General features: G+C 43.2%; 13 protein-coding genes and 1 pseudogene. 4 read left to right on the top strand and 10 right to left on the bottom strand.

Annotated elements, in window-relative coordinates; all coding sequences use genetic code 11:
• The first annotated feature begins 24 nt into the window (after positions 1-24).
• From J2T50_RS07430 to J2T50_RS07415, 4 genes and pseudogenes are all read left to right on the top strand, one after another.
• A complete protein-coding gene (locus J2T50_RS07430; RefSeq protein ID WP_253365281.1) occupies positions 25-225 on the top strand; it encodes a helix-turn-helix transcriptional regulator in 201 nt (66 codons plus the stop codon).
• On the top strand, positions 222-737 hold the full coding sequence (locus J2T50_RS07425) for a DUF3278 domain-containing protein (RefSeq protein ID WP_253365279.1): 516 nt from the start codon (positions 222-224) through the stop codon (positions 735-737). The genes J2T50_RS07430 and J2T50_RS07425 overlap by 4 nt, the downstream gene beginning before the upstream one ends.
• A 102-nt stretch (positions 738-839) precedes the next feature.
• Positions 840-2,190, top strand: a pseudogene (locus tag J2T50_RS07420) (TrkH family potassium uptake protein).
• 10 nt (positions 2,191-2,200) lie between these two features.
• The gene (locus J2T50_RS07415; protein WP_253365277.1) at positions 2,201-2,881 is read left to right on the top strand and encodes a potassium channel family protein; all 681 of its coding nucleotides are present in this window, start codon (positions 2,201-2,203) and stop codon (positions 2,879-2,881) included.
• A 47-nt stretch (positions 2,882-2,928) separates the two neighbouring features.
• Here J2T50_RS07415 and J2T50_RS07410 read toward each other — a convergent pair whose 3' ends face one another.
• From J2T50_RS07410 to J2T50_RS07365, 10 genes are all read right to left on the bottom strand, one after another.
• Positions 2,929-3,186: a DUF896 family protein gene (locus J2T50_RS07410; RefSeq protein WP_253365275.1), complete on the bottom strand. Its 258-nt coding sequence runs from the start codon at positions 3,184-3,186 to the stop codon at positions 2,929-2,931.
• A gap of 103 nt (positions 3,187-3,289) precedes the next feature.
• Positions 3,290-5,329 (bottom strand): glycine--tRNA ligase subunit beta, encoded by a 2,040-nt coding sequence (gene glyS / locus J2T50_RS07405; RefSeq protein WP_253365273.1) that lies wholly within the window; start codon positions 5,327-5,329, stop codon positions 3,290-3,292.
• A gap of 10 nt (positions 5,330-5,339) precedes the next feature.
• Positions 5,340-5,978, bottom strand: a complete 639-nt coding sequence (locus J2T50_RS07400) for an FMN-dependent NADH-azoreductase (RefSeq protein ID WP_253365271.1) — start codon at positions 5,976-5,978, stop codon at positions 5,340-5,342.
• A complete protein-coding gene (gene glyQ / locus J2T50_RS07395) occupies positions 5,978-6,892 on the bottom strand; it encodes a glycine--tRNA ligase subunit alpha (protein ID WP_253365269.1) in 915 nt (304 codons plus the stop codon). The genes J2T50_RS07400 and glyQ overlap by 1 nt, the downstream gene beginning before the upstream one ends.
• Positions 6,893-7,165: 273 nt before the next feature.
• Positions 7,166-8,002 (bottom strand): aldo/keto reductase, encoded by an 837-nt coding sequence (locus J2T50_RS07390; RefSeq protein WP_253365267.1) that lies wholly within the window; start codon positions 8,000-8,002, stop codon positions 7,166-7,168.
• A gap of 9 nt (positions 8,003-8,011) precedes the next feature.
• Positions 8,012-8,704, bottom strand: a complete 693-nt coding sequence (locus J2T50_RS07385) for a methionine ABC transporter permease (protein ID WP_253365350.1) — start codon at positions 8,702-8,704, stop codon at positions 8,012-8,014.
• A gap of 12 nt (positions 8,705-8,716) precedes the next feature.
• Positions 8,717-9,781, bottom strand: a complete 1,065-nt coding sequence (locus J2T50_RS07380; protein ID WP_253365265.1) for a methionine ABC transporter ATP-binding protein — start codon at positions 9,779-9,781, stop codon at positions 8,717-8,719.
• On the bottom strand, positions 9,774-11,141 hold the full coding sequence (locus tag J2T50_RS07375) for a M20/M25/M40 family metallo-hydrolase (RefSeq protein ID WP_253365263.1): 1,368 nt from the start codon (positions 11,139-11,141) through the stop codon (positions 9,774-9,776). The genes J2T50_RS07380 and J2T50_RS07375 overlap by 8 nt, the downstream gene beginning before the upstream one ends.
• An 80-nt stretch (positions 11,142-11,221) precedes the next feature.
• A complete protein-coding gene (locus J2T50_RS07370; protein WP_253365261.1) occupies positions 11,222-12,073 on the bottom strand; it encodes a MetQ/NlpA family ABC transporter substrate-binding protein in 852 nt (283 codons plus the stop codon).
• A 228-nt stretch (positions 12,074-12,301) separates the two neighbouring features.
• Entirely contained in the window at positions 12,302-12,982 is a 681-nt protein-coding gene (locus J2T50_RS07365) for a gamma-glutamyl-gamma-aminobutyrate hydrolase family protein (protein ID WP_253365259.1), read from the bottom strand.
• Positions 12,983-13,017: the final 35 nt, after the last annotated feature.

The raw sequence follows: 13,017 nt of genomic DNA, 5'->3' as shown, positions 1-13,017 counted from the left end.
ATCCGACACAATCTAGGAGGTCCTATGAATCGCGTCAAAGAATTTCGAACCGAGGCTGGCTTATCTCAATTGGCTTTAGCCCAAGCTATCGGAGTTTCCAGGCAGACCATCAACATGATTGAAAATGATAAATACAATCCCTCGCTCGACTTGTGTATCAACCTAGCACGAGCCCTCAAAACAGACTTAAACAGCCTCTTTTGGCTAGAAGGAGAAAAACGATGAAAAAAGAAACAGTTACTGAAAAAATGATTAAACACTTTTACGGCATCACAGGTCCGATGGATGAATACAAACGCCGCGAGGCAGATCGCATTGGAAATATCTGCTTTATCTATCTGACTTGGCTGATTCTGATCGGCAATGTCATTGCTCTTTTTCTCAGCATAAAATTTCCTAAATTCACCGCCATCGCCTACCCTATCTTTTTGATGTTTGGACTATTTATTATCTTTTTCTACGTCATGCTCAAGGTCGACGCTTCCAACCTTACCACTATCGACGAGGAGGAGTTGACTCCTAGCGAACAGAAAAAAATGAAAAACGGTGGCTTAAAAGCTGGTCTATTTTTTGGTTTCTTCATGTATCTCTTTAGCGCTTTTCAAGTATCTTGGTCTGAAAATAAAGATTTTCTCTCACTTCTCTTAAGACCGCTGAATATCATTATCGGTATTATCATGGGGATTCTATTTGGACTAATCATGTCACTAATTGTGCAGGCGCGTAAATTTAAATAACCTAAAAAGTTGCCTAATCTGGTAACTTTTTCTTTCTTTTTTAGAAGAATGTGGTAGAATATCTTCATATTTTAATTTTAGAAGAAACATTTCGAGGAAATCATGCCTATTTTTAGGATTAAACTAACGCCTACTCAACGCATTATTATGAGTTTTTTAGGGGTTATTCTGACAGGGTCACTTTTGTTGACTCTTCCCATCTCCCAACAAGCGACCTCACAGGCTCATTACTGGGATAATCTCTTTACAACTGTATCAATGGTCTGTGTAACAGGACTCTTTACCGTTCCTGTCGCAGCCACCTATACAACTTTCGGTCAGATTATCTGTATGATGCTCATGCAGATTGGAGGGCTAAGCCTAATCAGTTTTATCGGACTGTTCTCCTTGCAAGCACGCCGGAAGCTCAGCTTTATCAATATTGCAACCCTGCAAGAAAGTCTCAGCCGAGACGATACTCGTAACTTCAAGCAGTTTATCTTTTCTGTCTTTCAGTTTACTTTTGCGGTCGAATTACTTGGTGCCTTGCTACTATCTCTGCATTTCGTACCGAAATTTGGTCTAGCTAAGGGGCTCTTTACATCGCTCTTTCTTGCCATTTCTGCTTTTTGTAATGCAGGATTTGACAATATGGGGGCTAACAGCTTGATTGATTACGCTACTGTACCAATCGTCAACTTGGTCATCGCAGCACTCATCATCATGGGGGGCTTGGGTTTCTCCGTCTGGTTTGACTTACAAACCCACTTGACCAAGCAAGGACACTGCCGAAAATTAGCCTTTCATACCAAAGTTGTTGTGATGCTGACTGCATTTATCTTATTCGTCGGGACCACACTGTCTCTTCTTATCGAGTACAACAATCCATCTACAATCGGAAATCTTTCTTTCGGCCACAAGGTGATTGCTAGCTTCTTCCAAACTGTTACCATGCGGACTGCTGGCTTTGCAACAATTGATTACACCAAGGCACATCCTGTTACCTTATTCCTCTACATCTTCCAGATGTTCTTGGGTGGGGCACCAGGTGGTACAGCAGGTGGTTTGAAAATTACAACCTTTCTGGCCTTAGTTCTATTTGCCCGCAGCGAGATTCTCGGTTTGACCCATACCAATTTTTATGGGACGAACAATTGATACCGTTACAATTCGTAAGACAGTCGCTCTTTTCAGCGTCTTTCTCATGACTTTTATCCTTGCCCTCTTTGCCATCAGCGTAACAGATCCACAGAAACCTCTGCTCTTTCTAATGTTTGAGGTCATGTCTGCACTTGCGACCGTTGGAGTTACGGCAAACTTGACGCCGACCCTGACACATGCCAGTCAGTTTATCATCATGGCACTCATGTTCTTTGGCCGCATTGGTCCAATGTCCATCCTCATGAGTATCTCAAATCGTAAATCTTCTCGAGAAGATAACATTCAATATGCAAAATCAACAATGATCGTCTAAAGGAGACAACATGCCAGTACAAACTATCGGAATTCTTGGTCTGGGAGTTTTTGGAACCAACATTGCTAAAACATTAGCCAAATACAACAGCCATATCATCGCTGTCGATAACCATGAAAGTCAAATCAATCAAATGGAAGCCATTCTCGCTCGTGGAGTTGTGGGAGACATCACCGACAAAGACTTACTACGCGCAGCTGGCATCGGCTCTTGTGATACCGTTGTGGTCGCAACAGGAAATAACTTAGAATCTAGCGTCCTTGCTGTCCTTCATTGTAAAGCGCTGGGCGTTCCAAAAGTGATTGCAAAAGCTAAAAGTAAAACAACTCGCGAGGTACTTCTCAAAATCGGTGCCGACCGCGTCATCTCACCTGAGCGCGAAACGGGGATTTCCCTTGCAAAACACCTCCTTCACCATGACACAACTGAGTTAATCGAACTAGACGGCAATATCAGTATCGTTGAATTTCAACCACCTGCAAAATGGATTGGCAAAACACTTGCCCAGCTGAATCCGCGTCAAAAATACATGATGAACATCATCGGATACCGCAGCAAATACGGAAGCGACCGCCAACTGCATATCCAACTCTCGCCTGATTACACCTTTAACGAAGACGAGTTGATTATGGCTGTCATGGACAATAACACGGTTGACCATTTTGAAGAGTACACCAACAAAATCTTATAATCAGAATCATAAAAAAGAGTGGAATTTTCTCCACTCTCTTTTTGTTTCTATGAATTTGGATCGTCCAAACTACGGCCGTGCAGACCTTTTTTACGTTGGACTTGGCGCAATTTCTCAGGTGTCACATCATTTCCTTCTTCATCAACCAGCTTGATTCCTTCAACATGGTGACGCACAGAACGACGGAAACCTTCAATGTATTCCTCACGCAACCGCGCTTGCTCAACTTTTTCCTCACCAGTCAGTCCGACTGATTTTTTCTTTTTCGCAAGCTCATTGATACGAGCGATTTTTTCAGGTGTCATGATTCCTCCTTTTTCAACTATTTCTTACGAGTCGTAGACGTGCTTCTATTGCTACAAATCTCTCCACGGTGAATAGTTTGGCTTGGCTTACTTGGTTCGCTCTTTATTTCGTGTTCAACAAATTGAAGACTGCGACCTTCTTAGCTTTGGCAACGAGGCTTGCAAGAAGAGCCAAGCGATTGTTCTTGATTTTCTCGTCTTCTGCCATGACCATGGTATTGTCGAAGAAGTCGTTGATGACTGGACTAAGTGCGAATAGTTTGTCTAAGTTTGCTACCATATCGTCTGTCAATTCAAGCGAAGCGACTGCTTGGCTGAGAGCTGTTTCTTGAGCATTTTCAAAGAGAGAGCTGTCCACCGCCACAGAAGCGTCAGCTTTTTCAGCTAAGTTAAAGGCACGTGACAAGCTTTCAACCGCTTCCTTGTAGCCGTCTGTTTTGCTCTTTTGGGCAATGGCTGCGCTAGCTTCAAGAACAAGACGAACTACGAAAGTATCCGATGCCAATACAGCTTCACGGATATCCTTAGCAATCGCTGCATCCATCATCTTCTCAATACGAGCAGAGATGAAGGTCATAACCTCGTCTTGATGTGAATAGGTCAAGCTGTCAAATGACAAACCGTACAGGCTAGCAATCAACTCATCAAGCGGAATTTCCCAGCCAAAGGCATCCAAGATACGAACGATACCTTGAGTCGCACGACGAAGCGCGTAAGGGTCATTCGAACCACTCGGAATCAAGCCCACTGAGAAGAAGGACAAGAGCGTATCCAACTTATCTGCAAGAGCCAATACAGCTCCTACTTTTGTCTCAGGAAGTGCTCCATCAGCGGATGTTGGCATATAGTGTTCACGGATAGCTGTCGCAACAGCTGCATCTTCACCGGCAAGGAGAGCGTATTTTTCCCCCATCAAACCTTGAAGCTCATCGAACTCTCCGACCATACCAGTCAAGAGGTCAAATTTGTAGATAGCTGCAGCACGAAGCACAGCTGCCTTTTCGTCTGCTGAGAGCTCAGCTTGGTCAGCAAGATAATCTGCGATGACTTTTGTGCGATCCATGTGTTCATGAAGAGAACCGATTTTTTCATGGAAGGTAACGTGTTTGAGTTTTTCAACCAAGTCTGCAATGACTAATTTTTGGTCTTCATTCCAGAAGAATTCCCCATCTTCTAGACGGGCAACCAATACTTTCTCATTTCCTTTGATGACATTCTCGATGTGCTCAGCGTTCCCGTTACGGACAGAGATGAAGTTTGGCAAGAGCTTGCCATTTAGGTCACGAACAACAAAATAACGTTGGTGGTTCTTCATTGAGGTAACCAACACTTCTTCAGGTACATCCAGATACTTGGTGTCAAATGAACCAACAAAGGCAGTTGGGTATTCGACCAAGTTGAGGACTTCGTTGAGAAGATCGGCATCAATTTCTACCTGAACATTGCGTTCTGCTTCGATAGCTTTGATTTGGTCTACAATCATAGCTTCACGTTCAGCTGCATCTGCGATGACAAATTGCTGACGCAAATCATCTTCATAAGAATTAGCTGAAGCAATTTCAGTTTCTTGCCCCAAGAAACGGTGACCACGACTCACACAACCTGAGTGGATATCGAGGAAATCCATATCCAATGCTTGGTCGTCAAGAAGAACTGTCAAAGTATGTACAGGACGGATGTATTCAAAGGTATTTCCAGCCCAGTGCATGTTAACTGGGAAAGTCAAGCTTGCAAGAACTTCTGGCACGCCAGCAAGCACTTCAACTGCATCTTTTCCAGTTTCATGTTTTGTGACATAAACATATTCTTCGCCCTTGATTTCACGGAATTCGATATCATCAACGGTCAAGCCTTTTCCACGAACAAATCCTTGTGCCGCTTTTGAGAAATTTCCTTCAGCATCCAAGGCAATTTTCTTAGATGGCCCTTTGAAGTCTTCTGTCAAATCTGTTTGTTTGTCTGCCAAGCCCTTAACACGAACTGCCAAGCGACGAGGTGTTGAAAATGTCTGAATGGACTCGAAAGACAGGCGATTGTCCGTCAAAAATGTCGCCATTTTTTGGCCCAATTGTTTCTCACTTGGGGTCACGACATAGGCTGGCAATTCTTCCAAACCGAGTTCTACTAATAAATCTTTTGTCATGTGTTACTCCTTACTGGTAAAATGTTGCAAAAACAGCATCCAAATCTTTAGCGGCCTTTTCCAAAACCTTGTCGGCGCCCAAGACACTTGTGCCTTCGGCACGGATAATTTGAAAATCAGAAAATCCCATAAATTCCTCGTAAATGGCTCTCAGATACAGGGCTGGAAACTCATAGGGAGTGTAGCGACCATTGTCCGAATAAACGGAACCTGATGCCTCTAAGAGAATCACCCGATAATCATCGGTCATCAGACCAACTGATCCATCTTTGGTGTATTTGAAGGTCTCGCCTGCCACCAAAATATTATCAATGTAAGATTTAGCACGCGCTGTGACATTAAAATTGTGCATAGGCGATACAAATGCTTGCCGTTTGTGGGCCTTAAATTGGGCTAAAAGTGACTGAGACTGGGTGGCCAATTTCGCTTCTTGCGCCGTCAGTTCTTGGCCTGTTCCCAACTTTTTCCACACCGCCAACAAGCCTTCCTTACTGATTTCTGGAATTTCTGTATCGTAGAGATTTAAAATTGTCAGCGTACTTTGTGGAAAAGCCTGTGTGAATTTCTGGCAAAACAACTCTTGTAAACGATGAGAAAAGGATTGTGGATTTCCAAAATCTGGATGGCTGTTAATAATCAGTGTATCCATTATTCTTCCTCAGCCAACAATTGCTCACGTGTTGCTTCGTCCAAAAGTGGGAAACCAAGTTTTTTACGCTCTGCGACGAATGTTTTGGCAACCACACGCGCCAAGTTACGAATGCGAGCGATGTAGTCTGCACGTTCCGTTACAGAAACCGCACCGCGCGCATCAAGCAAGTTGAAGGTATGTGAACATTTGAGAACGTAGTCATAAGCTGGGTGAACAAGACCTTCTTCCAAAGCACGTGCTGCTTCTTTTTCAAATTTTTCAAAATTTTCAAGCAGCATGTCTTGGTCTGAGATTTCAAATGAATATTTTGAATGCTCATACTCAGGCTGGGTAAAGATTTCACCGTATTTAACACCTGGCGCCCATTCGATATCATAAACCGAATCCACTTCTTGGATGTAAGAAGCCAAACGTTCAAGACCGTAAGTAACCTCAGACGTTACAGGACCAGTTTGCAAGCCACCAACTTGTTGGAAGTAAGTGAACTGTGTGATTTCCATTCCGTCAAGCCATACTTCCCAACCAAGCCCCGCAGAACCTGTTGATGGATTTTCCCAGTTGTCTTCAACGAAACGAATATCGTGTTCCAGTGGGTTAATTCCCAGCAATTCCAATGATTTCAAATACAATTCTTGGATATTGGATGGCGATGGTTTCATGACCACTTGGAATTGGTGATGTTGGTAAAGACGGTTAGGATTTTCCCCATAACGACCATCGGCAGGACGACGTGAAGGCTCTACGTAAGCCGCATTCCATGGCTCAGGACCGATGGCGCGCAGGAAAGTGTAGGGTGACATGGTACCCGCACCTTTTTCATTGTCGTAAGCCTGCATCAACATACAGCCTTGGTCGTTCCAGTATTGTTGCAAGGTCAAGATAATTTCTTGAAAAGTAAGTTTTTTACTCAATGTAGTATCTCCTTTTTCTGAAATAAAACTGTTGGGCACAAGCAAAAAGAACCGTTTTCTCCCCTCCTATGCCGAATGACATAGGGGCGTCGAAACGCGGTTCCACCCTAATTTATAACTTCATTTCTAACTATTAAATATCCGAAAGCGCCAGTTCTTTAGTAAACAGGACCCGTCTTCCACTACCACGGGCTCGCTAAACAAGTGTTCTAAGACTTTCTCTCTTAGTGACTATTATAGCAAAAAAGTGGGGATTTGTCTAATGATTATACATTAGAAATTCGTTTCATCAGGATTATAGGCTCCTGTCACACCTTGGATAGCTGTAATAGATTCAATATCTTCATCCGATAAAACAAGGTCTTGGAAGTCGAGATTAGCAATGATGCGACTATCCGTTACCGACTTAGGCAGGGGTAAAAAGCCATGTGCCCATGACCAGGCAAGGGCAATTTGTGCGACCGACTTATCGTATTTTTCAGCAATAGCCAGCATGGTTGGGTGACTAAAGAGTTCGCCACGTCCCAAGGGGCTCCATGCCTCAATCACGATATTTTTCCCTCTACAATACTGAACAATCTCTTCCTGGTAAACGCCAGGTGCTAGACGGATTTGATTGACCGCAGGGACGATGGCGGCTGTTTTTAAGAGCTCATCTAAGTGGTGAACCATAAAGTTACTCACACCAATTGTACGAATCAGACCCGCTTCAACCATTTCTTCCATGGCACGCCAAGTTTCCGCATTTGCAAATTGCCAGCTGTCACGAAGGTTAACAGGATTTGGCCAATGAATCAAATAAAGGTCCACATAATCCAACTGTAATTTTTGAAGAGATGTCTCTAAAGCTGCTTTTGCTTCGTCATAACCATGGGCATCATTCCACAATTTTGTCGTGATAAAGAGCTCCTCGCGCGGAATCCCTGAATCCTTCAGGACACGACCAATGCTTTCTTCATTTCCATAATAAGCAGCGGTATCGATATGACGATAACCTGCATCCAGAGCTGTCAAAACAGCGCGGTAAACCTCATCACCATCTTTTGATAAGTAGGTTCCAAACCCAACTGCAGGTATGGTTAAGCCATTGTTCATTGTGTAGTTTTTCATTGTCAACTCCTATTTGTGACTGAGCTTACGTGAAAGGAAGTCCCCGATAAACTGGATGATAAAAATAATCAGCAAAATCAAAATCGTTGCCAAGAAGGTAACATCATAGTTAAACCGTTGTTGACCATAGACCAAGGCAACCATTCCCAATCCACCTGAGCCAATAGCTCCAGCCATAGCTGTGTATCCAACCAAGGAAACCAGTGAGAAGGTTGTTACACGGATAATTTCTGGCAATCCCTCTCCCAAGTAAACCAGAACAATATCCCAGAAAGTTGCGCCAGATGCTTCTGCTGCTTCAATCACTCCACGGTCCAATTCAGCCAAGACCACCTGCACTTGGCGCGCATAGAATGGAAAGACGGAAAGCGCCAACGGTACCAAGGCCGCGTCTGTACCAATGGTTGTCCCGACAATTAACTTGGTCAATGGGAAAATCAAGGCCAATAGAACAATAAATGGAACCGCACGTAGGATAGAAGAAACCGTATCTAAAATCCAAAAAACGACTTTATTTTCCCGGATACCACTAGGACCTGTGATAACCAAGGCCAGACCTGTCACCAAGCCCATGACACCACCAACTGCAAACGATGCAAAAGTCATGTACAGTGTCAAATACGTTGCTGTCCACCAGCCTGTTTGACCATCCCAGCCAATCTTATACACATCTGGGAAATTGGTCTGAATGTATTGTAAAATCGAATCCAACATTTAATTTCCCTCCTTCAAAATCGTTACTTCAACTTGCGCAGTCTTGATTTCAGCAAGTGCCGCTGTCACATTTTCAGGCTGACCTGATAAGATAACAACCATTTCACCAACTGGCGTATCGTCCAGAATTTCAATATTGGCATACAGAATATTAGCCGTTACTTGATGGTTCTTATAGACTTGATTGAGCAAAGGCTCGTCTGTCGCATGTCCTGCATACTTGAGCTGAACCAACTTTTCGCCTGCTTGTAACTGACGAACGACTTCTTGCTTGTTGATTTTCACCATGGCTTCGTCGATTCCTGTTGCTGTTGTGATGAAGTCTTGGGTCAAGGTTTCTTTCGGATGAGAGAAGATTTCGAGCACAGAGCCTTCTTCAATCAATTGACCATTTTGCATGACAGCCACACGGTTTGCAATGTCCTTGACAATCTGCATTTCGTGGGTAATCAAGACAATGGTCAATCCCAATTTTTGGTTGAGTTCTTGTAAGAGAGCCAAGATTTGCTTGGTTGTTTTTGGGTCCAAGGCTGATGTCGCTTCATCTGAAATCAAAATCTTTGGATCATTTGCCAAGGCACGCGCAATGGCAACCCGTTGCTTTTGACCACCTGACAACTGAGAAGGATAGTTTTCAGCACGATCTGCCAAACCGACCAATTCCAATAATTTTGCAACTTTTTCTGCCTTCTCAGCTTTTGAAAGTCCTGAGTGCTTGAGGGCAAAGGCTACATTTTCTGCTGCAGTCATCTGAGCCATCAGGTTGAAATGCTGGAAAATCATTCCGATTTCGCGGCGCTTCTGACGCAATTGACTAGATTTCAGGGTCACCTTGTCCCCTTCAAAGATGACATCCTCATCAATGGTAATTTTTCCCTTGCTTGGAACCTGCAAGAGGTTGACAACGCGGACCAAAGTTGATTTCCCTGCACCAGAATAACCAACTATCCCATAAATATCGCCTTGATTGATATGGATAGTGACATCTTTAACGGCTTCAATGGTCCGTTTTTTCTGATGAAAAGTCACATCAATATGATCCAACTGAATCATTTTTTTACTCATAACTTGTAATTAACTCCTCGATTAGTTCAATGTGGCTGACATAGTCTGCAATGCGGACATTTTCGTCGCCAGCGTGGTCACGACTATTGGCATTTCCCATCCCAAATCCAGCTTGCGGCACACCCAAAGCATAGAAAACAGTATGCATTGGTCCTGTTCCAGGTGAGGTTGGCAAGACTGCAACCCCTTCTGGTGTTAATTTTTTAGCCAGCTCGATGACATTTAGGATAGACGGAGCAGACATATCACTACGGTAACTCATTTCGCCCAAGGTAAAGTCTACTTGCACCTTTTCAAAGTTATATTTTATCAGATGTTGGCGAATTTTGTCTAGTACATCATGAGGCTCTAAGCCTGGCACCAAGCGGACTTCCATCTTTGCAGATGCTTGCGCTGGGATGATGGTCTTAACACCTTGTCCAAGATAGCCAGTGGATAACCCTTCGATGGTCATAGAAGGCTCAAAATACAAACGTTTCAAAAATTCTTTGCGTTCTTCAACCAAGGTTGGGAGTGTCAAACCGTAAACCTCTGTCACTATTTGGCTAGTTGCTAGGGCAAATTCCTCCACCAAGGCCAACTCGCGTTCATTTGGTTCTTGAACCTTGTCGTAAATACCGTCTACCAAGATACGACCGTCAGCTGCACGCATGGATTGGAGTGCGTTAAGCAGGTACCAAGCTGCAGAATCCACTACACCACCATAAGATGAATGAATATCCAAGTTCGCACTCTTAACAGACACATCAAAGGTTACAATTCCTTTATTGCCACCAGAAATTTCCAATTGGTCCAGCACATTGCGTGAACCTTGCTCCCAGACGAGCAAATCTGCACCGACTAGATGAGATTTGTATTTTTCCAAATACTTATCCAAGTCAACAGAAGCTGACTCTTCTGCCCCTTCCATGATAAAGGTAATATTGACAGGAAGAACTTCATGCTGCGTCAAATACTGTTTAACAGCTGTCAGACGAGCAATAATATGCCCCTTGTCGTCATCTACACCACGGCCGTAAATATGCCCATCACGCACATCCACTTCAAATGGCTGTCCTGTCCAAATTTGGTCACCATCAGCAGGTACTGTATCGTAGTGATTATAAAAAATAATGGTCTTGGCATCGGGAAGTGGACTCTTAAACTTGGCCATCACAAAGGGTGCCGCATAGGAATCATCGAGAAGAACTTCAGCCCCTTCCGCCTCAAATAGCTCTTTCAAAAAAGTCGCAACTTCTAACAATCCAATCTGTTGGGCAAAGATAGATTTTTTTGAAATCAACACTTTCAACACTTCAAAATAGTGCTGAATCACTGCATCGGACTCAAATTCTTGAATTTTATCTAATTTTTCTGCCATGACTTACTCCTTTATAATAAGGCAAATGAGGCGTATGTGTTCACACGCCTCTTGCTATACGATCGTTTTCCCGTTGTTTTTTACCAAACTGGTTCGTCCAAACCGTCTGAAGATTTTTCAATGACTTTTTTCACGTCATCAGTGTGGTAAGCTTTGATGATTTTCTTGATGGCATCAGCCTTGTTTGATTTTTCCCAGTCTTTTTTCGCTGCAATGATGTTGTACCATTGCTCAGAATTTTCGTCTTTCACTTCTTTGTAAAGCGCACTCTTATAGTCCAAACCTGCTTCTTGAACGAAGGTGTTGTTCACAACTGCTGCTGCAACTGATTGAAGTGAAGAAGCTGTTTGGCTAGCATCCAATTCGGTTACTTTCAAGTTTTTAGGATTTTCTTTGATGTTGACAACAGTAGCCAATTCAGTTCCTGATACATCCAATTTAATCAAACCAGCTGATTGGAGGAGGTAAAGAGCACGGCTTTCATTTGTTGCATCATTTGGTACTGCAATCTCTGCTCCGTTCGGAATCTCTTCTACTGATTTGTATTTGTTTTTTCCATTTTCAGTACCTGAGTAGAGACGGATTGGTGAGATAATAGTATCCGCAATCGCTACCAAGTCACCTTTATTTTCTTTGTTCCAGTTGTTGAGGAAGTTGTGGTGTTGGAAAGCATTGATATCTACTTCTCCTTCAGCAACTGCGCGGTTTGGTTGAGAATAATCTGTGAACTCAGTGAACTCCAACTTCACATCGTCGCCCAAGAGTTCTTTAATCTTGTCCCATCGCGCTTCTTCTGTTGCGCTCAAGCCCATCACACCGATTTTTACAGTGTTGCTATCAGACTTGCTTGCCTTCTTTGAACCACATGCTGCAAGAGCACCAATTGACAAAACAGCCACAGCTGCTAATCCAAATACTTTTTTAAAATTCATACTTTTTCTCCTTTTTGAATGTGAAGGATTTACTTTCACATCCCTAAGTTTTTTAACTGTCATTATCTTATCACAAAGACAGGCGACTGCCCAATATAGAATTTTTAACTGCCACTTAAAATTCTTTTATCTCCTTTTTGTAAAGTATATAGCCGTAGACTATACCCTATATAAAAAGAAGCTGAGACGCAAGTTCTCAGCCTTTCCTGTTTATAAAGATTCAATCATTTAAAATTCTTTTACTAGATACTCAAAGAGGCGTCTGTTGGCTTCGCTATTTTCTAGCAGAAATTCGGGATGCCACTGGAGGCCCAAGAGCGCCTCGCCTTCGTAGGCTTCAATCGTTCCATCGCGCGGATCCTTAGCAGTGACGACCAAACCTTCTCCTAATTCTTTGATACTCTGTCGATGGAGCGAGTTAACCTGACGACTTTGTTGAAAGAGGTGGCTGACTCGACTATTGGGTAGCAACTGAACATCATGGCAAGTTCCTGACAAATCTTCCTGCCAGTGATTAGCGATTTCTTGATGAAGACTGCCGCCCAAAGCTACATTCAGCAATTGCATTCCACGGCAAACAGCAAAGATTGGCTTACCTTGCTTCAAAGCCTCTCGAATCAAAGCCAATTCAAATTCATCTCGTTCCAGTGAATAATCATCGCTATCAATGACTTTTTTCTCGCCATAAAATTTGGGATGAACATGCTGACCACCTGATAAAATCAATTTATCAATCATAGACACATAGTCCTTAGCAAGGCTCGGAGCTCCAACGGGAATCACAATCGGAAGCCCTCCCACCTCTGTTACGCCCTGAGACAAATCACGTCCTACCGCATCATAGACCATGCCTGACATGGCTGGTAACTCCTTGATATTTCCTGAAATTCCAACAATTACCTTAACCATATCTCGCCCTCCTTATTGTTGTTTTTATCTTAACA

The organism is Streptococcus gallinaceus, assembly GCF_024170225.1.
GTDB lineage: Bacteria > Bacillota > Bacilli > Lactobacillales > Streptococcaceae > Streptococcus > Streptococcus gallinaceus.
This window is presented reverse-complemented; position numbering and strand designations above follow the sequence as displayed.

Bases quoted from the DNA above. Each gene is read 5' to 3' on its own strand.
- J2T50_RS07380 (WP_253365265.1), bottom strand. From the start codon at position 9,781: ATGAGTAAAAAAATGATTCAGTTGGATCATATTGATGTGACTTTTCAT.
- J2T50_RS07390 (WP_253365267.1), bottom strand. From the start codon at position 8,002: ATGAAAAACTACACAATGAACAATGGCTTAACCATACCTGCAGTTGGG.
- J2T50_RS07430 (WP_253365281.1), top strand. From the start codon at position 25: ATGAATCGCGTCAAAGAATTTCGAACCGAGGCTGGCTTATCTCAATTG.
- glyS (WP_253365273.1), bottom strand. From the start codon at position 5,329: ATGACAAAAGATTTATTAGTAGAACTCGGTTTGGAAGAATTGCCAGCC.
- J2T50_RS07425 (WP_253365279.1), top strand. From the start codon at position 222: ATGAAAAAAGAAACAGTTACTGAAAAAATGATTAAACACTTTTACGGC.
- J2T50_RS07375 (WP_253365263.1), bottom strand. From the start codon at position 11,141: ATGGCAGAAAAATTAGATAAAATTCAAGAATTTGAGTCCGATGCAGTG.
- J2T50_RS07415 (WP_253365277.1), top strand. From the start codon at position 2,201: ATGCCAGTACAAACTATCGGAATTCTTGGTCTGGGAGTTTTTGGAACC.
- J2T50_RS07410 (WP_253365275.1), bottom strand. From the start codon at position 3,186: ATGACACCTGAAAAAATCGCTCGTATCAATGAGCTTGCGAAAAAGAAA.
- J2T50_RS07365 (WP_253365259.1), bottom strand. From the start codon at position 12,982: ATGGTTAAGGTAATTGTTGGAATTTCAGGAAATATCAAGGAGTTACCA.
- J2T50_RS07400 (WP_253365271.1), bottom strand. From the start codon at position 5,978: ATGGATACACTGATTATTAACAGCCATCCAGATTTTGGAAATCCACAA.
- J2T50_RS07370 (WP_253365261.1), bottom strand. From the start codon at position 12,073: ATGAATTTTAAAAAAGTATTTGGATTAGCAGCTGTGGCTGTTTTGTCA.